Genomic DNA, 23,936 nt, shown 5'->3' with positions numbered 1-23,936 from the left:
AACGCTCAACCCAAAGACTGATTGCCCTCTAGCTTTCTTAGAACTGCACTGAAACTGTTCCTAAAACTGTAAACGGTGCGGCAGGATACACACTATTTATACTATCGGCACTTTCAAAGTAGTAAACATCAAATAAGTTCTTGATATTCAGCCCAACTCGCCAATTGTCACGGCGGTAATAAATGGCTGCATCGGTTCGCACATAGCTGGGCAATGTGAATGTATTTTCTAAATCACCTTGTCTGTCGCCCACAAAAGTGACTCCACCCCCAAATCCCAACCCTTTCCAACCTCCAGTTTGAATTTCATAGGTTGTCCATAAACTAGCACTGTTTCGGGCAACATTACTCGGTTCATTCCCCTTGTACTCTGGTCTAGTATCTTCAGTGATTTCCGGATCAATATAGGCATAATTGGCAATGATTTTCCATCCCGGCAAGATTTCACCAGCGACATCTAGTTCAATTCCTCGACTGCGTTGTTCACCAATCTGAAGGCTAAATCCCTGATTAGCTGGATTGGGATCGGGTACGATAATGTTTTGCTTGGTAATTTGGTAAGCTGCTAGCGTTGCAGACAGTCTGCCATCGAAAAAGTCACTCTTCACCCCGACTTCAAATGATTCACCGTTAACTGGCTTAAATGGAGTCTCATCGGAATTTCTAACGAAAGCAGGAGAGGGTTGAAATGAGCGAGTATAGCTGGCGTATAAAGAGACTGGTTGAATGGGTTGGTAAACAATGCCAATACGAGGGCTGAAGGCAGTATCTTCTGCTTCACGTGATATACCAGTTAATCTATTCTCATCAAAGGCTTGTACAAAATCAAAACGTCCACCTAGTAAAATCTTTAACTTCTCTCCGATTGAGATTAAATCCTGGGTATAGACACCGATCAAATTTTGAGGACCCTCTCCATCTTCAGTTTTCGTACCAGGTTGAATTGAAGGTCGGTCATAATTTGGGTTAAACAAATCGATGGGTGGGAAAGCGGGCGTTGGACTGAATGTCGTTCGGGTGTAATTAGTCCTACCTAATTCCAAGCCAAATAGCAAATCATGCTTAACACTGCCAGTTTGAACCTTGCCAATTACATCAGTTTGTATCTTGTAATTCCGTGACCTAGCCTCATCAAATCTAGCGCCACGATCCACTGTTCGATAGTCTGCTCGTAGCCCTAAATTATAGTCAAACGCCTCATCATAATCTTCCAGTTCTGCTCTAAATGCATTGTGAATTGACCAATTGTCACTGAATTTGTGTTGTAAACGATATCCAAGCGCTATAAAATTCCGTTCTAATTTCAAATCTGGGTCATCGATAAACCGAGAGCGAGGAACTCTGCCAAGGGGGTTTGGCAATAATGAACCTACTGCCGGAACACCTAAATATTCTATTTTGGAGGTATTGAGATACTCAGCTTCTAGGGTCAGGTTGGTATTCTTCCCCAGGTCAAAACTGATAACAGGTGCTATGAATACCTGCTTTGTTTTCATAATGTCCACAAAGCTACCAGAGTTTTGATACGCTGCACTCAAGCGATAGCGAATCGTTTTGTCGGTATTTAAGGGACCAGAAAGATCCAACGTCGGACGGTAAAAATCAAAGTTACCAATGGTTCCTTCAACGGCGTAATATGGTGTTGAAAGAGGTTGCTTAGTTACAATATTGATAATTCCCCCTGGTTCACCCTGCCCATAAAGGACAGATGCAGGCCCTTTGAGAACTTCAATTTGTTCAATGTTCCCTACATCCAGACTGCGACTAAGGACGTTATACCTCCTAAAACCATTGACAAAAGTACTACCAGCGTCGCCCGCCGCAAATCCTCGGAAAATGAAATTTTCACCATACGTAGTTTGAGAACCACCGTTTCCAGCAGTTATTCCACTAACATTAGAAACTGCTTCCCGAACTTGTGTAATTTGTTGATCCTTTAGCACTTGTTGCGGGATGACCTGAATTGAGGCGGGAATATCGCGGATAGGTGTATCGGTTTTAGTTGCAGTGGAAGCATCAGGTACGCGATATCCATCTTGCTCCCCTGTCACGACCAACTCAATTGGCTCATCACTAGAAGCCGATGGTTGCTTTGGTTGCGTTTGGTTCGCTGGTTGTTCTTGTTCAGGTGTTTGTTGAGTTGGTGGCTGCTGTGCAGTAGATGCAGCAGTTGTCAACCCAAAAATTAGACCTTCATCGCTGTCAAATAACTCGACTGTTGGTAAGCTTGCCTCACCTATGACTGTCACCCGGATAGTATTTACATCGAAATTTGTTACTGTTATTTCAGTAATTCCTGCAAGTGGTTTTTGGGAACGGAATGTAAATACCTCGCCTGATGGTAGACGCAGCTGGGCATTGGGAATATCAGCAATAAAATTATTACCAGTACTGCGATTCGTAACTTGTAACTGTTCCCCAACAGTTGTTTGTAAAATCACCTCCACACCTTTATCAGTGGGATTTGCCTTCACTGCTGTTACTTGCATAATTGCTGATGCAGGCATTGCTTGTGGAGTTGACGATTGCGAAAGTAATCCACTAGCATTGGTGGCTGGGCGTTCCATCTCGCCCAGTTGCTTAATTTTTCTGTTAGTAGAAGAATCGGCAGTCGCTTTGAAATTTTCCCCACTGTTGATTGCTGTTTGCTGATTGTGTTTGACTTGTGCTTTTGCTGGTTGTGCCATCAACAACGGCAGAAAAATCATTACTAACCACAGCCAAGTAGTAAATGGCGATCGCTTAATTCTCATTATTCCTCACACTCCACCAAACCAACTCTAATTAAATGAGAATAGTTGTTAATAAGACTGGGGGTATTGTATAGAGATTCTCGCTTTCGTGTCAACCCAAAAAGGGCATCATCTTCTTAAAAGGACTTTTTACCCAACAAACATTCGCTGGGTGTGATGCCAAATTGGCGTTTAAAGGCAGTCGCAAAGTGTGCCGGATTTGAGTAACCATTAGAAAATCTGGGCGAGGCACTGTTAGATTTCCAGGGAATGGCTGATTTAGATACTTAGTTAGAAGCACTTGGCGGTTAGTGATGGTTTCGACTAAACGAACCGCACACCATTTATGTAGGTCGATAGCAGACGGAAATTTAATTTTGTCGTCAGGATTTGATTTATTCCACTGCGAAAGTCATAATCGTACTCAATCAGACGTGATACGCGAGTTCATCCGGTCATTAGTTGATAAGAAAAAGTGAGCATATATTAGGAATTGTTAGTAAATTGGGTGCTGTTAATTATCCTTTCAAGTGTCTAGAAAATTAATTGAAATTAATACACTGAAGATTTCTTTCGGTGGTGTAACCGATTCTGTGATTCTCAAGGATCAAGTCTACGACACTTATGACTACGGTGTTGAAAAGATTACCTTTAGTAATGGAACCATCTGGAATGAAGCGCAGTTGCAGAATGCTTATCTTACCTTGGGTGCTGCTACACTTATGCCAAACTCGTCGAACGTAGCTCATTAATAGAACTAGTCCACAAAACGGAAGATGGGTATTAATTCTTCTTCCTCACTCCCACTCCCCAGTTATGGCAGGTTGTCAGGGTCGATGCCCAGACTACGTAAGTGGGCTGCCAACTGTTCGATGCGTTGACGTTCTTGTTCTAGCAATAACTCAGCCTGTTGTGCCCGTTGATTGAGTTCTAGGGAATTCACAAATCTCTGTCCATCTGGACGGTAAATTACTAACTCTCCAAGGCCCGTTTGAAATCTAATTCCTAAGCGAGGACTCAACCAACCATCCATTTGCCATAGCTTATTTAAATGGTTGTTTTGCCGCAACCAGCCATCTAATTGAAAACTTTCAGGGTCGTATAAGTAGTATTCTTCAACACCATAAGTATCGTAAAATTCCAGCTTCCGCTCCATCTCCTTGGTATCATTACTATAAGAAAGAATCTCAAAGACTACTTGTGGTGGAATATTATTTTCTTGCCACTGACGATAGGAACGACGTTTTCCCTTTTGTCTACCGAAGACAACCATCACATCAGGTGCAGTCGGTGCAATCAGCCGAGAACGGACGGGATACCAAAGTAAATCTCCCGCAATCAAAATACAATCGTTATTAGCAAATAGAATCTCTAAATTCTCTTTAATCAAGACAATCCAACGATATTGCTCTGTATTATCTGCCATTGGTTTGCCGTCGCTGTCTGGATAGAGGAGATCGTCGGGGTCTATTTGCTCAAAGATCGTCATCGTATTTAACCCAGCGGCTCTTGACTTTCAATTCAATTATGACTGCTTCTAGAAGTCTAATCGCAATGAATGCCCCAAAAACCTTAGAATAAGTAGGTGTATTTAAATCTGTAACAAATATTTATGCCTCCTCGTTGGCCTCGCAAACCCGATCGCAAAGACCCAGATTACCGCAAGATTGATGACCGGATGAATTTTGCCATGCATGTAGCGATCGCTGCTATGATTAATTCTGGCTTATGGTTTTTTCACATCTTGAAAAGCACTACCTGGGACTGGCTGCCGTTGTTGACTGCAAGTTGGACAGGAATATTATTAGTACATCTGATTTATATCAGTGCGATCGCTAATTACAGCGAAACTCCACCTAAATCCACCTGAAGACGGACTGCTGATGCTGGGGCGATTGTAACCTGTGGTAGTAGAATCAGCCTATTAATTGAGCAATAATGTAAAAAAGCCTGAGATTTCGCACTCTTTCTTAACATAGGGTTATTTTTATGGCAAAGACTAACACCACAGAATTACTGGAAGCCCTAGCAGCTGAAATTGGCGAAAATGTCTACATGGACATTGCCAAATGGCATCTTTATTTATCTAATGCCAAACTGCATACCCTTGTTGCTGAACAGTTGTATCCTTTAATTACTTCCAACAATGTAAGTGAAGATCAAGTTTCAAAAGTCTTGCAATCAATTACAGTAAAAATTGGCGGCGGTAGAAGTGAACTTCCTTTAATCGATTTACTGCCACTCCAAGGCCAGGTAACATTAGTGGATATTTTGGAAAAATATCAACGTGAAATCTAATCCCTAAAATCAAAATTATTTAAGTTGAATGATTTTCTTGGTCAGTCTCTTTTATCTGATTTTAGATCTGAGATGTTGAATTGGAGATTTATTTACCGCGTCAACGTCAATTTTATAAAAATGAAAACCACAAATACACATAATAAAAGAATATTGTGTAATTTATGTGTGTATATCTGGTAAAAATTTCCTTTAACAATTAAGGAATCTCACGTTCTAGATCAGTTGAGATGTAAGCGAGTTGATGTTGAGACTCGTCTTACATTTTCAGACAAACTTATTGAGGCAATTTCTATGCTTTTACAACTCAAAGATACTGGCGAATTAATAAAAATTCTTGAAATTCAGGAATTACTTGATCCAAATAATGATGTTGTTCATGCACGACAACAAGAGGGTGAAGAAGAACAGCCACCTAATAGTTTTAAAAAAGAAAATCTCGTTTTTCCTTCTGGTGAAGTTCTACCACGCTGTTGGTTAGATGCCGAATACAGACACGGTAACAGTTAATAATTTGAAAATCAGATAATTGGTAGTGGAAGTAAACTATTAGCAATTATCAATAGTAGGGGCACACATCTGTGCATTAGTCTCAAATTAAGCCAAAACACTTTTAAAATCTCGTTTTCAGCCAGAGGCTGGAAATACTACTCCTGGCGGCTCTGCCGCGAGTTTGGCAGGCAAAGCCTCAATGAAAAGGATTCCCAGTCTCTAAAGAGGAACGAGGTGATCTGCTAAAAGCTTTTTCTAGACTGGCTTTAACCTTAAGTTGACACTAACGACATCTGTGCACCCCTATTACTAGGTGTTAGTTAATTACTTCTTGTTCTGCTAATGTCGCCTTTTCATTGTGCTGAAACTTTGAAAAAAATCTTTTAGTAATCCAGTCAGTTAAAATGTGAGACAGTAATCCCAAAGGCCCAGCGAACAAAGATAAAGCCAGAGAGTGAATTGTCCAAACACCTGTTTTCTGTCCTTCCCAATAAATCCAGCGACCAACAAATAAATCCATCACTAAAAAATGAATCCAACCTGTTGCCGCAGCTGTTTCATCCGCAAAAAACCGTGCAATATCAGCTAATTGAGGATTTGATAAAGCTTGAGCATTTTCTGGGGTAATGCTGTTGATAAACAAATACAAATACGCCCCAGCTAAGAGCACAAAGGGTAAATATGATGACATTATGTATCGTGTAACTTTCCAGTTAGGCAATAAAATCATCAACGCCCAAAATGGCAAGACAAAAAGGTTGGCAACATTAAATAGTTGAGAAATCGTCATATTTTTGTAAAGTGAAGGGTGAAGTTTGATACCAATTCTCTAAAATAAGGTAACAGATATAAGCCGGGAAATTAGGTAATTTTTTAGCAAAAAAGGGACGAACCACAGAAATGATCGCTGCTTTCCCTCAAGCTATCAAACTTGAGCCTGACAGTAGAAAAAATGTGGTCAGTAATGTCTAAACCGACTCTAGTCGTTGCAACTTTGGCGTAGCGACGCAAAGTGCACATTCCCCACATTGTTCGACCGTGAGTGACCATTCTTCTTACCAAACCACTTGTAGCAATTCTCCTGCTTGCTCAGTCAAGTTTTTAGCTGCTTGAAGTTCAACCCATATTTTGCCATAGTGCTGTAGGATGTAAGGATTTTGGGTTGCACTTTCTACACCTGATGTCAGCCAAGGTTTTGTATTAGTTGCAGTATATGTTTTAGCAGCCTCAAATGCTCCTTGGGCAATTTCCAAGTAGATACAGCAGTTTGCAAGTAAATGAGGTATAAAATGCAAGACTCAATATCAGAGAAAAATAGCAAATAGTGTTGAAGGGTTAGACTGGGTTTGTCTCTGCTACCAAGAATATTTAAAAGTCCCTCTCTTTTGGGAGAGGGATTTAGGGTGAAAGCTCATTGATTTATGCAAGAAGTCTATTAACTTCAAGAGAGAAAGAAGTTTTCTAGACTAAAAGTTCTTCTCGACTAAACTTTTTGAATACTCTACAATTGTCTCAACCAATTCAAAATTCAATAAGCCTCCTACATAGAAGGTCTTGCGTTGACCTTGCATAGCTTCTAGGCGATCGTAAAATCCTGCCTGCATAACCTCTGAGGTAACGTGAGGAAAGTAAGGCCACTCATCGTAAGTGTAGTAATCATCATCTACCTCCACTCCCAAATTCTCTAATGTCTTTTTAATTCCCTGGAGAACATCTGTTTTAGTAATTTTTCCCTGGCGATCTAGGCGAGTGTAAAAGGCAATCAGGTCATTTTCAGCAAACTGTTGAGCAATAAACCAGGGATTCCCCAGCGCATTTAAGGGAACGACATTAGTTACCGGGGTTGGCATTTGCAGATCGGGAATCAGATAGGTTATCAAACTGTAGGGATTGAGCACGATCTGTTCAAATAGGTCTTTCTCTGTTGGTGACAAATCGAGAAAGGTGTTAAGGACATCCAGCCTCAACGGACAAGCTAAAACCAGATAGTCAAATTCTAAAACTTCTTCACGGGTAACAATCTTGTCAAGAATTTGCTCCTGCTCAGTGAACCGCACCCGTGTAATTGCCCCACGCTTGATTTCCTTGATGTCAATATTCAAGCGCACATTTATTCCCCAAGCAACACGCTCCCAGAAGCGTTGGAAACCATCAATAAACCTTTTAGGCCAACCGCAACGCATATCTGCACCGTAAGTAACTAAAGTCCAAAAGGTTTCTAGAGTCATGTATTTTAAGGCATAGGCAGTGGGGATTTCGTTTAAATAGCCATAGCCCATTGCAGTAATCGGAATTTCAAACAAAGTTGCTAGACATGACAAATCTTTCTGTGCTAACCACTGTGAAAAAGGTTGAGTCAGTTCGGGATGTTGACTGATACCGGCAAACCCAGGAACAGAAATAATTGGCTCTAGCCAAAGACGCTCCCACCAATAGCGTCCAACGGCTGCCAAAAATGTTACTGGGTCAGTTCCTTCAGTAACAGCATTCATAATTGAGGTGTAGGCAGGTTGTCCCGGTTGAGATTTAAAAGGATTGTAGACTTGACCTGGACCTTCACTGTAAAGTCGAGCGCCGACTTCTTCAGCCATTTTTAGGACTTGTTTGTAGGCAGGAGTGAGATAATTTGCTCCTAAGTCAAAGGAACGGGAATTATAGGTAATGGAACAACACAATCCCCCTACCCGTCCAGCTTTCTCTAGGACAACTACGTTGCGGTAGCCTTGCTTTTTTAAAAAGTAAGCCGTAGATAAACCGGCTGCTCCCGCTCCAACAATACAAATTCGTGCATCTTTAGAGACTTTAGTCATAATGGTCTTTCTTCCTAGTAAATGTACCCTGGTTTGAGAATGCTGCGATCGCAATGTCTTCTACTGAAAATGCGGATAAACTGCTTCTGTGAATAATTGCTGAATGCCTGGTTGGTTAAGTAACGATTCATAATCCTGTCGCACGGCAATATCGTAACTAGCAGTGCGAGGAGCGATCGCCGATAACCAAGCAGTATGCATTGTGAAGCCAAAATCCAGTTGGGGATGGCTCAATTTGCATATAGGCCCAGCCCCTAACTGATCGGCCTGGAAGATCCAAATTTCGTTGTTATTTCCCCCAAATACCGTACAGACGATATAGCCATCTGTAGAACTACCATTGCTGTTCAATCTCGGTACAAACTGGGGTGAACTGATGAAATAACCGGGAGGCGCGTCATAAAAATCTGCCATCTCCATTTTGGTTGTATCTAGCCGAAACAAAGAAGAAGGGCGATTGTGAAATGCTTCTTGTCGTTCCAGTAATTCTTTTAGTGGTACAGCGCGGTAGGGATAGTCTTGGTACAAGTTGTAAATAAACTCAGTCAGCAATTCTGGCCAAAAACCGAGGGATTGCCAATAAATATGATCAATTCGTTTAGCAGGCAATCCAGAAGCTAGCTTTTCTTGGCAAGCGTAAAACCCTATACCCCAATGACGGCGAGTATCGTAAATTACTTTAGCATCTCGAATCTGACCTGTCTCGCCATCTATTTGATAGCGACCCAGACGACCCACATCCATTTGCCCATTAGATAACATTCCTCCCAACCACAGAGGCGCAGATTTGGGAGCATCGAATTTTGAGATATCATACTTGCGAACCCATTCGGCAATATCTGTAGCGCAGAGGTGGGCAGTATGCATTGTGATTTGCCCGTCAGGGTTTTCGTAATCGGTTAAAAAATGCACTGTTTCTAAAGGAATTACAGCTGGGCGGACTATCACAGTAGTCACATCTGTTTTGAGGTCAGCCCGACGCACGATGTAAATGGGGGAATTGGGCTGCTGCGATCGCGTCAGTAATCGCCGCAGTAGGCGCTCAGTTTCTAAACTATCGGGAATTGGATTATTCAGGATTTGTTCTGGGCCAATTTTCAGGGAAGTATCCATCAGCACCACATAGTCTTTGGTAACTGCCAGCTGATGGACACTTTGTTCAATTCGCACCGGGGAACCATCTGGCAGCATCAACTGCCAACGCTGGAATTTACCGACACCATCCCACTGCAACAGATAAACAAAATCTGGCATAGCAGTTCCCAATTGATGCTCGATCCAGCCAAGCAATGGTTGCCAGAAACTTTCAGAAAACTTCGAGAACATTCCCAAGGGAACCTGTAAGGGATTGTTGTCTAAAAGTTGAGCGATCGCACTTAGCAGTTGCTCTAGTTCCTGGGGCAGTTGTTCGAGGTCATAAATGAAACGCGCACTTTCCAGAAAATTACTCAGCGATCGCCCATAGTTAACTAAGAAAACTTCGTTAGTATAACCATCAAAAGTCGGGTGAGACGTACTCAACACAGGGGGGAAAGGATAGGAAAAAGGTAGAAACGCTTTCCACTCAGTATTGCTTCCCACTGGGGTTACAACCTCTAGGCTATTGGTATCAATTTCATAGGGACGACCAGCGTCATAAGTAATCATTAATCGCTCTTGGCTGTCTGTGGCTGTATTAAAAGCGAGAAAGGCAATATCTACCTCATCTCGCAAGCCTAAGGAAGGGGAGAAGCGCAGCAACCCATAATCGCGAAATTGATGAGAGCGATAAGCAAAATTTTTAAAAGTTGCTCGATCTGCATAATAGCAAGGTGTACGTGCCAGTTTCGTTTTGACAGTAACCTGTCCGCCTTGCCAATCGAAGCGGTAAATCATTCCATCACCGTTAAAAATGTGGGTTGCATTCGGATTGGGTAAACCTCCAGAGGCAACACTACCTACAGGCGCAATAATGAACGTATGCCCAGATAAATCTGGCGGTACATGCCCATAGATCGGATTCAGTGGTAAATTCGATAGTTCCTCACGACTGGCAGTCATTGCCGCCTCTGGAAATCGGGGTTCGGAAATTTCACGATTCATTATTGATACCCTGGCATTGCAATTTGATTTGGTGTTTTGCCTTCAGGTATAACACTAGGTTTTTATTTAAAAGTTAAGTTTTTACTCTCAAATGTCCAAATATCAACTTTTTCAGGATTTTTGAAATGGAAGCAGGAGGAAAGAGGGTTTTAGCCTAGTTAACTTTTCTTCACATAGTTTAGTTTTATTGCACCGACTTACTTATCGCTCTTTCATCACTCTCACCAGAGAATAAAGCAATAATCCTTACTACACAACACTTTCAGGCAAAAGAGATAATTTTACCCATAATATTAGAAAATAAAGCTTCAAGCCCAGTTTCTGTGGTTTGTTTGGAAGTTGGCTGAAATTTTTCTTTGACCAGAGTGATGGAAGAGGGTTATTGCTTACCCACAACTTTCTTTGTAGCTCAAATTTCCAACTTCTTAAAAAGTCGATAATCTTGTTTACTATACTCAGCACTTTCAACTCAGAACTCTTCAGCACTCAGCACTTTCAACTTAGCACTCTTCATTATCGTACATTCAAGGGTTTAAGATCCCTCTCTTACAAAGTTCTGATCCGAGGAAACCTCGGCTCAGACTTTGCGCTACGTCTTGTCGTAGCATATTTTGAGTCGGGGTTTAAATCCCCGAATCAAAATGTCTTTAATGCGTGAATTTTGAATTTTGAATTGTTAATTGCTTGGGTTCAAAATGCAGGCTGATCGAACAGCAGTAGAGAGAGGAAAAAATCCATAATAAAAATGGATACCCAACTAGTAACAACTGCTTTTGTTGCCGATTCTCCTACTTCCTTTGCCCCCCCTTTAGTAGTTAAACCCCAACTACAGCCAATGACAGCAACCAGCACTCCAAAAATAAATCCTTTTAGCAAAATAATAAACAAATCTGATGGTTCTAAAAAATTTCTGACTGATTCTAAAAATGTTTCGGGAATAATTTGGTAGAATTTTGACGCAGCAAAAACTCCGCCGATGATGCCTGTAACTAAAGCCAAAATCGTCATTAAAGGCACCATCAAACAACAAGCAATTACTCTAGGAAGTACTAGATAATCAATTGGATCGGTTTTGAGCATATAAAGTGCATCAATTTGCTCGGTGACTCGCATTGCACCTATTTCTGCTGCAAAAGCAGAACCTACTTGTCCCGCCATAATACTAGCGGTCAAAATTGGAGCCAATTCTCTACAAAAAGCTAAGGCAAAAGCACCTCCCACAGCATTGACAGCCCCAAATCGGGCTAATTCCCTCGTTATCTGAATAGTAAAAATCATTCCTGCAAAACCGCTGACAAGCAGAACTGGAGAAATAGAACCTGGCCCAGCGGTAACAAGATGTTGCAAAATCTTGCGATAGTAGGTTTTCCCTTGGAGTAAATGTAGCCACACTTGACCAAAGAGCAGTATTGCTGCAAAACAGCGTGTAATCCCAGATTGCTCAAAATTTGTTTTTGGTTGCAATTTTATCGTCCTTACGACTGACTTTTTTTGCACATTTGTTGTTATATCAATTTTCCAAAATAAGGTTACAGATACAAATGGTGGGAACCCAGCCAGATGTAATCTGACTTTCTCAATCAAATAGACGCACTAAGTGCGGCTTCCCACAGGATATTACGAATTGGTATTAGGGTATGGTAGATGAGCAGATGCACTAGATGTTTACCCTCAAAATAGAGGAGGTGTTTGGACATGATTCAATTTAGCTTAGTAAACTTTAGCCGAAAATAGCACATAAAGCATTGTGAGCTTTTTTGCTGCTGCTCTGATAATTTGTGTGCTAGAGAGTTGCAATCTCTGGTCTGTCAAACTAGGAAAAGTAATTGACTCAACTTAAAGGGTTTAAAAATTTAATAATATTTCCAAATAATGTTAAGCAATTTTTTATGAGCAGGATTAAATACATAATATTTGTGTTGTTATTAATACTACCCTTATCCATGATGCATCCGGCTTTTGCATCTGTATGCCGCAATTACGATTTCTACGACGGGCTACGCCACCAAATTTGCATTCTCAGTATCAACCGAAGTGCAAAAAATTATTGGGAATACAGGGCAACCGTTAGCGTAGATGGAAGAAAAAGACCTACAGAGGTTTACAATTGTCACGAACGAGCCAAGGTTCAACAAGCTGGGACTGTTTTGCCCTTTGAGCAAAAAGGCCCTGGTGAGATGATATGCAGCTTTTTTAATTCTTCTCGGCGGTAAACACGCGCCAGATAATGAAGACGGTGAAACCTAGATAGGCGAATACTGTTAGCCATTCTTGCCAGCTAGCAAATGTATTGTTCATCAGCAAAAGCCGGAAAATTAATATTTATCAATCTTACACGCTGATGCTACCAGTAGGTTGCTGTATTTTAGGAGATCAAAGAAGACTAGTCAAAAATTCTTAGCTAATTTTCCGGAATGGGTAACAATGGCGTGGTAGTAAATATTAGAGCATCGATATTATACTGAACCTCTATAACTAACCTTCGGGGAATATATCCCCATTGTTTTCCCTCAAAAACCCGGTCTTCATGACCGGGTTTTTGGTGTTTATACCAAGTTACAGTCGAGCAAGTCAGGGACAGAGCAATGCCTACTAGCTACACCAACGCAGCACTTCTTTAAACTGTCTACGTATTAAATAAAACTATTGTCCAGAAACTTTTAAGAGATTTTATTGGTCTGATTCTCCAAATTCTGCAAAAATCAACCAATGTTATCTTCTGCTCAAGGTATTCCCGGATTACCCGATTTGACGCATCCAATTGAGCTTGTCAAATTTGGAACCCAGGCGCTGAAAGCTTCACTGTTATTAGTATTTTTGGTCGTAGCTTTGGGAGTTGCGATCGCACTGGTAAGTTTTTCTCTGCGTCGCATTGCTCCCGAACAATTTATATTCATTAACGAATGGGCTGTTAGTTATTCCCAACTGTTGCGGGGATTACAGCATTTAACTCTAATATTAGTTCTGCTAGTACCAGGATTTTTTCTCTGTTCAACTTTGAGCAATCGCTATCATTACTGGGAACAAACAAGGGTGACTCAAGTGGCCCAAAGTGTTGCAGGTGAGAAGCTTGAACAATCTGCTCCGCAAGTCCGTTACACTACCCAAGAGCCATATTTTTATACTACGCAAGCTAATGGCAAAATAGTCAAAGTCAATGATACGCGAAACGTTAGCCGCTTCTTAACGCTGGGTGGTTCGCAAATTCAAGTCAAGCTAGACCAAAGTGTAGATGTTCCAGGTCGCAGTTCAATTTATCGCGTGGAATACACTGCTGATTATAAAGTAGTTAACCAACTCAAGGATATTAATAATTTTTTCTTTGAAGCACCGCCACCTAATGGCTACACACTACTTGCTGGCTACAAAGTAGAGCGTAACGGTACTAGGCTACAACAAACCAATCCGGGAGACTATGGCTTTCCCTTCCGCCTGCAACCAGGGGAAGAAACCACCTTTCGAGTTACCTATCAGGCTCAAGGCGGGCCTCGCTGGGTTTATAGCGCAGCAGGACAGTTACTTTCTAATTTTCGCCTCACAGCAATTGCCAACTTTGCTCCGGTTGATTTTGCTAGTGGTGTTGTACCAAATGAGATTAAAGTTGATGGACGTAGTACTCAGTTTACTTGGAAATTTAACGATAATGTTTCAGTAAAAAATCCATTTGGAGTGTTTACTAACACCGACCCCATTCGTCATACTGGTATCATTCCCCGGCTTTTGTTACTAGCACCAGCAATATTTTTGTGGTGGATACTGTTGTTATATTTGTCGCTGCCAATGAGTTTCAGAAATATTGCGATCGCTGGTAGTATTTTCTTTGCTTGTCTGTTGACTTTGACTTATCTAGCTCGCGTTATCAATGCTCAGTTGGCTTGGACTTTAATTTCGATCATTTTACTAATTTTAACATGGGGATTGGGAGCTAGCCGCAGTGCTTCCCTGGCTGCGATCGTCGCCACTATTGCTGGAGCAGTGCTACCGATTTTTGGATTATTAGTACCGTTTAGCGGACTAACTCTTAGTTTAGCGGGTTTGCTTTCAATGGTTTGGCTAGCAGTTCGTCACTGGTATGGCTGGTACAGTTTGCACCCAGAAGATCAAAGATTGCAGACTCAAAAAAATGCTAAAGATTAGATGATTTCGCTATGATTAGCGAAGTTTCAGCAAATAGCATTTATGGATAACGATTTACTCGCTTTCTTTGCGGCTGCTGGGTTACTCATTCTCTATCTTATCTTCTCAGCTTTAACTGAAATGGGGACTAAATTGCCTTGGAAGAAATAAGCTGATGGGCTAAAAAGTTTACACTTTTAAACCTGATTGGGCTTGGAAAAAAAAGTAACCATCATTTAGGCTTAGGTAATATATTTATTGTTCGAGAGAGTGCCAAATGCGCGATCCAGAGAAGAATCAGATTAAAGTCGATCCGGCAACCCTCGTTTTGATTGTATCTGTCTTAATACTTTTGCCTCTGCTGGTTGTTGGTTTTTTCTCGCAGTGAAGCTAGTGAGGAATACTCAACAGATATTAATGAACCACTAGAACGCCACCCCCGCCAAAGCTATGCTTTCTCCCTTCCCCTTGCTAAGCTACGGTGTACACACAAGTCTGAAATAGTTTACTCATTTGGTTTTCGCGTTAGTTTTACCCCACCCTAACCCTCCCCTTGTAAAGGGAAGGGAACAAGATTTCTTATTTCCCCCCTTTCTAAGGGGGGATTAAGGGGGGTAATTTGACTTGTGTATACACGGTAGGCTAAGGGGAAAAAATTAAGGGATAGAGTGCAATGACTATGGAAATCATAAATATTATCCAAAAACAATACTATATTAGTTAATGCAATGGCTGACAATGCGATTGTTTCAACTAACAATGCGATTGTTTCGCCTGACAATGCGATTGTTTTGCCTGACAATGCGATTGTTTCGCCTGACAATGCGATTGTTTTGACCTGCAAAAATTAATCTGCTCTTTCTTTAATTGTTGGGATTAGTAAAAAGAGTAAGTGTAAAGTATCAACTTTTCTTTAATTCTTAAACAATGTTAGAGCGATGCCTATAGGGAGCTATGCCTACGTCTTTTGTATTAGGTGCGTTACACTACTGTTAACGCACCTGATTGCATAAAAGCTACTTAGGCAAAACCTGCCGTAGTGCTGCTAAAAGTTGGTCAACACTTTCCTTTCGACTATTAAAGCCCATCAATCCCACGCGCCAAACTTTACCAGCAAGTTCGCCAAGACCACCGCCAATTTCAATATTATGTTCATTGAGTAACTGCCGAGCGATCGCTTTACCATCTATCCCGGCTGGAATACGGACAGTGGTAAGCGTTGGCAGTCTATACTCTTGCTCAACGTGCATACTCAGTCCTAAATTCTCTAAACCTTCCCAGAGATATTCTACGTTCTTTTGATGCCGTTGCCAGGAATTTGCTAATCCCTCTTCTGCAAGCAAACGCAGTGCTTCCCGCAATGCATAGTATAAATTAATCGGTGCTGTGTGGTGATAGATGCGTTCAGTGCCCCAATACTTGCCTAGCAACAACATATCTAAATACCAGTTTGCAACTTTCGTTTGCCGCTGTTGCAATTTCTCAACTGCACGTGCACTCATAGTAAAGGGAGAAGCACCAGGCGGGCAACCTAACCCTTTTTGGCTACAACTATAAGCTAGGTCAACTCCCCAAGTATCTAAAAACAAGGGGACACCACCCAAACTTGTCACCGTATCCAGTAGTAACAAAGTGCCAAATTCACGACACAAATCAGCGACCCCTTCCAACGGTTGACGTGCGCCGGTGGAAGTTTCGGCATGAACTAGAGCTAAGATAGCTGGACGATGAGTTTTTAAGGCAGTTTGGAGTTCATCCAAGTTGAAAACTTGTCCCCAAGGTTTGCTAATGGTTCGGACATCAGCGCCATAACGTCCAGCCATATCCACGAGGCGATTACCAAAATAACCAGCTACACCAATTAAAACTACATTACCGGGTTCTACAGCATTAGCGATGGTTGCTTCCATTGCGGCTGTTCCCGTACCGCTGACTGCAATGGTAAGTGAGTTTTCTGTTTGCCATACGTAGCGTAGCAACGACTGAATTTCATCCATGAGTGCGAGAAAAGCTGGGTCAAGATGCCCAACGGGTGAAGTATTCATCGCTTGCAGAACTGTCGGATGGGCATTAGATGGCCCTGGCCCCAACAGCAGACGGGATGGAATTTCTAGCAGCGTGAGTTGCAAGCGCCCGGAGTCGTTAATTGAAACTGTTTGTGTCATAAATCTCTCTTCATTTTGACGATACTTACCGGATCATATAGGAATCCGATTTGATCCCTGAACTTACTTGTGTAGGCAGAGAACAGGAAATTCGGGAATAGGGTATTGCAGAATAGTGGCATGAATTGAGGTAAGCAGGGGGAAATTTTTGGGCGTTGCTAAATCATCCTGCAAATATGCAACGCCGGGATTGTTAGGGAATAACGCTTTTGGCTTTGAGGATTTGGCAAATGGCGGCAGGCTCAAGATTACAACGATTTGATTGTCTAAGTTAATTTGAGTATCGCCTAGTTTGAAGTGACTTGATATAGGTGTAATATAGCCTGTAAGCTTTATTGAGCATTTGGTGTGGTGTTTCACCGAAAATTATGAATTACGAATTAGTTAAACTCTGCGATCGCAAAATTTGTGAGACTTAATTTATTTAAAAACTTTGACTCCCGACCCCGACTGATGATTGCTGTCGGACTTGCTGTATTAGTTTTAGTAATCATGCCGCCTTGGCTGCACTTACCAACTCGCATTCTCTGCGCTTGGAACTCTGGGATGGACTTTTTCTTAGCTATAACGTGGTGGAAAATGATTAAGGCTAACCCAGAAAAAATTCGCCGTTATGCTGAGAATGAATATGAAGGACATTTGGCTATATTTATGCTGGTGATTGCTGCGGCTTGTGCCAGTGTTTTAGCCATTGGGTTTTTATTAACTGATAAAAAAGAATTGTCAACAATTCTACTTACCCTACACGTCATACTTTCAATTATGACCATTGTCGGTTCCTGGTTACTGGTGCATACGATGTTTGCAGTGCAATATGCACACAGCTATTACAAATATATTAATCATAATCATAGTGAAGAAATCACCGGAGGTTTAGATTTTCCTCATAACGACTATCCAGACTACTGGGAATTTTTATATTATTCATTTGTAATCGGCATGACTAGTCAAGTTTCTGATGTGCAGACAACATCACCCGATATGAGACGCTTGACTCTGTTACATGGCATATTATCTTTCTTTTTCAATACCACCATTTTAGCTATGAGTATTAATATCATTGCATCGCTGATTTAAAAATATACAGCAGTTTTCTTTTGCATGAAATACAAAGTTACAGGCTTTGAGGCAGGAGGCAGGAGGCAGAAGGCAGGAGGTAGAAACTATTTTTATTTGATGTTGAGTCTTGCATTTTGTACCTCATTTACTTGCAAACTGCTGTATATACAAGATATGCTGATTCAAAACAGTGAAATAGCTATTCGTTTCATGCAAGATGAAATGTCTGATTATGATCTGATGGCAAAATGGTTAACTAATGCAAAAGTTTTAGAATTTTATGAAGGAAGAGATAATCCTTTTCCCTTAGAAAGAATTATAGAAACGTACAAACCGATGGTTAAGGGAGATGAACCGGTTGTTCCATGCCTCTTCTACTATCAAAATATTCCCATTGGTTATTTACAGTATTGTATACTCAACGAATTATCGGAAACTGATAGACAATTGTATCATCTCGACCAAACCGATTTTGTCTATGCGATTGACTTATTCATCGGCGAAACCGACTATTGGAACAAGGGAATTGGTACAAAAATGCTGTCAGTATTTATCAACTATCTTTTTGAACAGTGTCAAGCTCATAAAATTGTTATAGATCCGCACGTTGACAATTCTCGTGCTATTCGCTGCTATGAGAAATGTGGTTTTGTGAAAGTAAAGCTATTGCCTGCACATGAACTGCATGAAGGAGAATACTCAGATTGTTGGCTCATGGCAATCGAGCCAAAGAAATCATCACCCCTCTAATTTACATAGTTCCTCAGTTAATGTCTGATAGGTTACTCAATTAACTCGCGTGTTCCCAGTCACTAAGTAACTCATGCTGTTGTACTACTTTATGGGATTTACGAAATGGTACTTTAGGAGTACCAATACTCTCACCAGGAAAAGACTGTGTTTTTGTCTTGGTAGGTCTATTTTCTAGGGTTGTTGAACTGAACTGTTGGGTTTTCATTGGTAAATAAATCTTTGATTAAAACCTGAGCACCAATTTATAACATCAAGTTGCAAACGGCAAATTTATGAAGAAAAATAAAAAATATATATTTAATTGCTAAAGGAAAGAAGAGGAATTGAAGAGTTTATTTACTCTGAAGGTGAAGTGTGCCCAACAAGACTAACGATCGCTGTAGCTAAATCCGCTGGATCGACGGGTTTAGGTAAGTGTTTTTGAAATCCTGCTGCCATTGCTTGGTTGTAGTTAATTTCTCCAGCATAAGCAGTTAAAGCGATCGCCGGAATTTGTCCGCCTTGCTCTGGCGGTAATTTTCTCACTTCGCCCAGCAACATATACCCATCCATCAAGGGCATTCCAATATCGCTTAAAAGGATATCTGGCTTTGATTGGACTAATGTTTGCAGCGCTTCATCTGCTGATTCTACTGCCGTTACCGTCGCTCCATATTGTTCCAGCGCAAAGCTAAAAAACTCTCGCACATCAGCTTGATCGTCCACGAGCAGGATTTTCACTCCAGCAAGTAATGTGTCGTCATCACTGACTTCTGATTGAGAAGGCTCACTACTGCTAACTCGCAACTCAGAATTTTTGAGCAAAGGTAGTTTGACTGTGAAGGTAGCCCCTTGTTCTTCTCCCAAACTCTCTGCCTGAACTGTGCCACCGTGAAGTTCTACTAAATGGCGCACAATTGCCAGTCCCAATCCCAGTCCGCCAAATACTCTGGTTGTTTTGGCATCTGCTTGCCGGAAGTAATCAAAGACGTAAGGCAGAAATTCTGGATTAATTCCTTTACCTGTATCAATTACCTGGATTTGGGCATCTAAACCAACTTGCTCTAGACGCACTTCTACAAGCCCGTCTGTAGGTGTAAATTTAACGGCATTGGAGAGGAGATTCCACATCACTTGTTGCAAGCGATCGCCATCGCCGAGAACTTTGCCGATATCATTATTTAACACCGTTTGAATTTGAATCGATTTAGCTTCTGCTGCTAAACGCACCGTTTCTAATGCCGCTGCGATCGCTATTTTCAAATCCACTGCATGGAGATTTAATCTGACCTTACCTTGCAAAATCCGCGAAACATCAAGTAAATCTCCAATCAATTGGGTTTGTAACTTAGCATTCCGCTCGATTGTTTCCAGTGCCTGGATTCTAGTGGCTTCGTTGAACTTGCGGGTTCTGAGTAACTTTGCCCACCCTAAAATTGGATTTAAGGGAGTTCGGAGTTCGTGGGAAAGGACAGCAAGAAATTCATCTTTAATGCGGTTGGCTGTCTCGGCTTGTGCCCTGGCAATCTTTTCGGCTTCGTAAAGTTGAGCGCGGGCGATCGCTTGAGCACACTGTTGTCCCAGTGTCAACATAAATCCCTGGTCTTCTTCATTAAATATTTGTCCAGTAGTAAAGCTTAATCCCAAAGCCCCAATTACTTTACCTTCTACTACCAAGGGAATGGAAGCCCAGGCATTATTCGCCATAACAGTCACAACATTTGCTAAGTTGGGATATCTAGCAATCATGGCTGCTAAATTTTCTAAAAAAATTGGCTGCCCAGTTCTGACTGTTTCTGCTATTTGGTTAGATGCTGTGATCGGAAAACTTGCCCAAGTATTTGTGAGCGTTTGCGGATAGCCAATTGCTTGCACAACTTTTAGGGTAGTATTTTCCTCAGTAAGTAAGACAACAGAACCACCAGTAGCTTTCAAGGCGGCAATGCCTTGGTTCACCACCACATCAGCCACCTGTTGAGGAGTTAGGGCTTCTGAAAGAGCAGCAGTTATTTTTTGTAAAAGTAGCGTGCGATTGACAGACCGTTGAGTTTCTTGGTAAAGTCTGGCGTTGTCGATGGCTGTCGCTGCCCGCCGAGCAATATCCTCTGCTAAAGCCAAGTCTGTTTGTTGATAGTACCGACCAGATTCGGCGGTAAAAAAAGAGATTGCTCCAAATAATTGCCCGCGGGAACGAACTGGAATCACCATTAAAGAACGAATACCTAGACTTTGCAGCAATTGCCGATGTTCTTTGTCTTCAGACATCTGTAAAAGATGTGAGTCAGATAATTCCGGATAAAAGACCGATATTCCTAAGCGTAGCTGCCGTACAAGCTGTTTGGCTTTAATTTTGGGTTGATAACGCCGTCGGATTTCGTCTAAGATATTTAGTTTTGTAGGATCGGCAATTGCGATCGCAATTTGTTTACTTGACCAGTCTTCCTGGAAGACATCTACAATGCACAAATCGGCTAAAGTTGGAACTGCTAGATTTGCCACATTTTCCAAGGTGATTTCATAATCTAATGAGGCAGCTAGTAAGGTGCTGGCTTCGACTAAAAAGTTTTGTGTGGCTTCAACTCGTTTGCGATGGCTAATATCCTCAATAATCCCTAATGCATACATTGGTTCTCCGTTAGCATCCCAAACTGCTGATGAAGTTAGGTTTGCCCAAATTATAGAACCATCTTTGCGAATGTAGCGCTTCTCTAGCGAATAACCACTAATTTCTTTTGCTAAAACTCGCCGGGCATTTTCCCAATCAACTTCTAAGTCGTCAGGGTGGGTAATTTCTTGAAAGTTCATTTGAATTAACTCTTCAGAGCTATACCCAGTAATTTCGCATAGGGCAGGATTAACTTGCAGAAATTGCCCATTCAACCCTACTAGAGTAATACCAACAGCTGCTTGATTAAACATTGCCCGAAACCTTTCTTCGCTTTCTCGCAAAGCAACTTCTGTTTGCTTCGCGGCTGTCACCTCTGCCAAAATAATTCCAATTCCTACCGTTTCACCCATTGTGTTATTAACTGGGTAATAGTTGCCCAGCCAGTAACCGTAACGTCTTGGTTCTCCCCTTGTCTCACCGCTAATTTCCATATTCAGCAAGGGTTCTCCAGTTTCTAACACGCGCTGTAACTGTGGCTCTAACTCAGCTGCCATCGCTGGTAACGCTTCCCTAAATTTGCGTCCTAAATGTTCTTCTATAGTTAAACCGTTAATGTCAGCAAAAACCTGATTAATTCGGATATATCGCAGTTCCCGATCTAAAAAGCATATGGCAACAGGAGCCACACCTAGCAGCGCATCTAGAAGAGATAAAGATTCGGCATAATGGACTAAAGCTTGGTGGATGTCTCGATAAAGTTGGGCATTTTCCACTGCTAAGGCAGCACGATGGGTAATATCTGTTGCTAAAGTTAGGTCAGTGCGATCGTAGCGACGGTTTGATTCTGTAGTGACAAAGCTGATAGTGCCGAGTGCTCGCCCTTTTGCGATTAACGGCACAATCATCACAGACTTCATCCCTAATTGCCGAACAAGTTCTAAGTGTTCCTGATTCTGAGTACTTGCTACTAATAGCGAATCAGATACCTCTGAGATTAATTCGCTTTGCCCAGTTTGCAGTACTCTACTAATAGCACTTGTCACATACTCTTGAAGTTTACGCGCCAACTCTGCTTTTGATGGGTCTGTATGGGCAATGGGTAGGCGGCGAATAGAACCATCTTCATTTAAAATATCGACGCTACACCAATCAGCAAGCTGGGGAACTGAAATTTTGGCGATCTGTTGTAAGGTTTGTTCATAATCTAGCGAAGTAGAGAGTAAACTACTAATTTGGGTGATATAGCGTAGTCTTTCCTCAGCCTGCTTGCGCTCTGTAATATCGAGCACAAAAAAAGCGCCTCGATCTACAGTCCCTTCAAAATGGCTACCACCTGCCAAAACAGGCAAGCGTGAGCCGTCTTTACGGATATATTCTTTTTGATATGGTGTGCAAAAGAAACTGTCCTGAAATTGAGTTAGTGCTTTCTTATCGAGTGGCACGTATTCTGTAGGAGTTAGGTCTTGCCAGCGAAGTGTGCCGGCAAGTAATTCTTCATGGGTATAACCAACCATATTCAGCAAGGCATCGTTAGCGTCTGTAATCCTGCCGTCTCTATCCCAGAAGCCTATACCAATCATGTTTGAATCAACCACACTGCGAAACTTAGCTTCGCTTTCCCGTAATGCTTGTTCAGTTTGTTTCAGTTGAGTAATATCAATTGAACTAATGCCCACTCCCAACAACTGCCCATTCGGCAAACACACCGGATAATAGCTGACAATTCCATAACGATATACCCCAGGCGAATAGGTTTCACCGCTCACTTCTTGGTTGAGTAAGGGCTGCCTAGTTTTCATCACTTGCTCAAAAATCGGCTCAACTTGCGCTGCCCATTCTGGTAGTACTTCCTTAAAGGTGCGACCGATATGTTGAGTTTGCGGTACACCGTTAATAGCAGCTAGCGCTTCATTAACATAAATGTAGCGAAGTTCAGGATCGACAAAAGCCAGCGCCACTGGTGAATTAGTAACCCAAGCATTGAGTAAAGCCAGAGATTCGTCTTTTTGCTGAATAGCTTGCTGAAGTTCCTGGTGCAACCTGGCTTTTTCTAGTTCTGCCTGCTTGCGCTCAGTAATATTCACACCTGCACAGGTGATACCTAAAATGCTATTGTCTGCATCCCTTAACGGTTCAACTAGCAAATCGTAGTAACGATTTTCTCCACCAATTGTCAAATAAACTTCTTGGCGGGTTGCAACATTAGTCTCTATTACTTTTAGCTTAATTGCCTGCAATTGATCTGCTACTGAAGCGGGAAATAATTCATCATCAGACTTACCTAACATTTCTTCAGCAGTGTCTAAACCTTGAGGATTATGAATCCACTGATATCGCAAATCACGATCCTGCTGAAAGACCACGATATCTGAACTACCTAATGCTAATCGAAATCTTTCTTCACTAACTCTCAGCTTTTGGAGATTTCCATCCGCCTGTCTTTTAGCAGTTTTTAATGCATCACATAAGATACTAAAGAGGAATCCTTGTAATGCAAATGACCCAACTTGCACAGAATTAGATAAGTTAAAACTCAGCTCATAAGCTGGAGGAAGAAAAAAGTAATCGCTTAGTAACGCAGACAAAGAAGTTGCTAATAGCCCTGATTTCAAACCACCATACCAAGCACTCACCACGACAGCGCTAAAAAACAGCAGGAAAGGAGTTCCATTCATGCTTAACCAGGGGTCTAGCATTAACATAAGCACCAATACAAGTGCGACAATTAATACAACGATGCCATAACGCAATAACTGAGAATAATGAATATGGGGCATGAAAAGTTCTTGGAATAAACCAATACTCATTGCAGAGGTTGTACATACCCTAAGCTAGTTTGTAAA

19 protein-coding genes and 1 pseudogene are annotated in these 23,936 nt (G+C 41.6%); 10 read left to right on the top strand and 10 right to left on the bottom strand.

Annotated features, from left to right (window positions below; all coding sequences use genetic code 11):
* Positions 1-37 precede the first annotated feature (37 nt).
* A complete protein-coding gene (locus V7K56_RS36250; RefSeq protein WP_334918904.1) occupies positions 38-2,752 on the bottom strand; it encodes a TonB-dependent siderophore receptor in 2,715 nt (904 codons plus the stop codon).
* Between the two features lie 210 nt (positions 2,753-2,962).
* Here V7K56_RS36250 and V7K56_RS37450 point away from each other — a divergent pair.
* Positions 2,963-3,022: pseudogene (locus V7K56_RS37450) on the top strand (DUF4351 domain-containing protein); the annotation flags it as partial.
* Positions 3,023-3,261: 239 nt separating this feature from the next.
* Positions 3,262-3,483 (top strand): calcium-binding protein, encoded by a 222-nt coding sequence (locus V7K56_RS36245; RefSeq protein ID WP_334918902.1) that lies wholly within the window; start codon positions 3,262-3,264, stop codon positions 3,481-3,483.
* A gap of 62 nt (positions 3,484-3,545) precedes the next feature.
* Here V7K56_RS36245 and V7K56_RS36240 read toward each other — a convergent pair whose 3' ends face one another.
* Positions 3,546-4,214 (bottom strand): Uma2 family endonuclease, encoded by a 669-nt coding sequence (locus V7K56_RS36240; protein ID WP_334919003.1) that lies wholly within the window; start codon positions 4,212-4,214, stop codon positions 3,546-3,548.
* Positions 4,215-4,343: 129 nt separating this feature from the next.
* Here V7K56_RS36240 and V7K56_RS36235 point away from each other — a divergent pair, with 129 nt between their 5' ends.
* The 3 genes from V7K56_RS36235 to V7K56_RS36225 all read left to right on the top strand — a co-directional run bounded on the left by V7K56_RS36235 (position 4,344) and on the right by V7K56_RS36225 (position 5,539).
* The gene (locus V7K56_RS36235) at positions 4,344-4,601 is read left to right on the top strand and encodes a hypothetical protein (protein ID WP_334918900.1); all 258 of its coding nucleotides are present in this window, start codon (positions 4,344-4,346) and stop codon (positions 4,599-4,601) included.
* A 119-nt stretch (positions 4,602-4,720) separates the two neighbouring features.
* Entirely contained in the window at positions 4,721-5,029 is a 309-nt protein-coding gene (locus tag V7K56_RS36230) for a DUF3181 family protein (RefSeq protein ID WP_334918898.1), read from the top strand.
* Positions 5,030-5,323: 294 nt separating this feature from the next.
* Positions 5,324-5,539 carry an acetyltransferase gene (locus tag V7K56_RS36225; RefSeq protein ID WP_334918896.1) on the top strand — a complete coding sequence of 72 codons (216 nt, stop codon included), beginning with the start codon at positions 5,324-5,326 and terminating at the stop codon, positions 5,537-5,539.
* A gap of 298 nt (positions 5,540-5,837) precedes the next feature.
* Here V7K56_RS36225 and V7K56_RS36220 read toward each other — a convergent pair whose 3' ends face one another.
* From V7K56_RS36220 to V7K56_RS36200, 5 genes are all read right to left on the bottom strand, one after another.
* Complete coding sequence (locus V7K56_RS36220) at positions 5,838-6,311, bottom strand: ABA4-like family protein (protein ID WP_334918894.1); 474 nt, start codon at positions 6,309-6,311, stop codon at positions 5,838-5,840.
* 265 nt (positions 6,312-6,576) lie between these two features.
* Positions 6,577-6,774: a hypothetical protein gene (locus V7K56_RS36215; protein ID WP_334918892.1), complete on the bottom strand. Its 198-nt coding sequence runs from the start codon at positions 6,772-6,774 to the stop codon at positions 6,577-6,579.
* A 213-nt stretch (positions 6,775-6,987) separates the two neighbouring features.
* Entirely contained in the window at positions 6,988-8,331 is a 1,344-nt protein-coding gene (locus V7K56_RS36210; RefSeq protein ID WP_334918890.1) for an FAD-dependent oxidoreductase, read from the bottom strand.
* Positions 8,332-8,391: 60 nt separating this feature from the next.
* On the bottom strand, positions 8,392-10,413 hold the full coding sequence (locus tag V7K56_RS36205) for a carotenoid oxygenase family protein (RefSeq protein ID WP_334918888.1): 2,022 nt from the start codon (positions 10,411-10,413) through the stop codon (positions 8,392-8,394).
* A 690-nt stretch (positions 10,414-11,103) separates the two neighbouring features.
* Entirely contained in the window at positions 11,104-11,877 is a 774-nt protein-coding gene (locus tag V7K56_RS36200; protein ID WP_334918886.1) for an MlaE family lipid ABC transporter permease subunit, read from the bottom strand.
* Between the two features lie 425 nt (positions 11,878-12,302).
* On the opposite strand from V7K56_RS36200, the gene V7K56_RS36195 reads away from it, so the two are divergent.
* The 3 genes from V7K56_RS36195 (at position 12,303) to V7K56_RS36185 (ending at position 15,380) form a co-directional block, all read left to right on the top strand.
* Positions 12,303-12,626 carry a hypothetical protein gene (locus V7K56_RS36195; protein WP_334918884.1) on the top strand — a complete coding sequence of 108 codons (324 nt, stop codon included), beginning with the start codon at positions 12,303-12,305 and terminating at the stop codon, positions 12,624-12,626.
* A gap of 496 nt (positions 12,627-13,122) precedes the next feature.
* On the top strand, positions 13,123-14,550 hold the full coding sequence (locus tag V7K56_RS36190) for a hypothetical protein (RefSeq protein ID WP_334918882.1): 1,428 nt from the start codon (positions 13,123-13,125) through the stop codon (positions 14,548-14,550).
* A gap of 707 nt (positions 14,551-15,257) precedes the next feature.
* The gene (locus tag V7K56_RS36185; protein WP_334918880.1) at positions 15,258-15,380 is read left to right on the top strand and encodes a hypothetical protein; all 123 of its coding nucleotides are present in this window, start codon (positions 15,258-15,260) and stop codon (positions 15,378-15,380) included.
* 165 nt (positions 15,381-15,545) lie between these two features.
* On the opposite strand, the gene V7K56_RS36180 is transcribed toward V7K56_RS36185, so the two are convergent.
* Positions 15,546-16,694 (bottom strand): alanine--glyoxylate aminotransferase family protein, encoded by a 1,149-nt coding sequence (locus V7K56_RS36180; protein WP_334918878.1) that lies wholly within the window; start codon positions 16,692-16,694, stop codon positions 15,546-15,548.
* Between the two features lie 408 nt (positions 16,695-17,102).
* On the opposite strand from V7K56_RS36180, the gene V7K56_RS36175 reads away from it, so the two are divergent.
* Together V7K56_RS36175 and V7K56_RS36170 are read left to right on the top strand one after the other, a co-directional pair.
* Positions 17,103-17,771, top strand: coding sequence for a DUF1345 domain-containing protein (locus tag V7K56_RS36175; RefSeq protein ID WP_334918876.1), 669 nt, complete (start codon positions 17,103-17,105; stop codon positions 17,769-17,771).
* A 156-nt stretch (positions 17,772-17,927) separates the two neighbouring features.
* Positions 17,928-18,503, top strand: coding sequence for a GNAT family N-acetyltransferase (locus tag V7K56_RS36170; protein WP_334919001.1), 576 nt, complete (start codon positions 17,928-17,930; stop codon positions 18,501-18,503).
* Positions 18,504-18,543: 40 nt separating this feature from the next.
* On the opposite strand, the gene V7K56_RS36165 is transcribed toward V7K56_RS36170, so the two are convergent.
* Positions 18,544-18,711: a hypothetical protein gene (locus tag V7K56_RS36165; protein ID WP_334918873.1), complete on the bottom strand. Its 168-nt coding sequence runs from the start codon at positions 18,709-18,711 to the stop codon at positions 18,544-18,546.
* A 131-nt stretch (positions 18,712-18,842) separates the two neighbouring features.
* Entirely contained in the window at positions 18,843-23,870 is a 5,028-nt protein-coding gene (locus V7K56_RS36160; RefSeq protein ID WP_442940379.1) for a PAS domain S-box protein, read from the bottom strand.
* Between the last annotated feature and the right edge of the window lie 66 nt (positions 23,871-23,936).

This window comes from Nostoc sp., from assembly GCF_036917535.1.
Lineage (GTDB): Bacteria > Cyanobacteriota > Cyanobacteriia > Cyanobacteriales > Nostocaceae > Nostoc.
The sequence above is the reverse complement of the archived record's forward strand: the minus strand, read 5'-3'. Positions and strand labels throughout refer to the sequence as shown.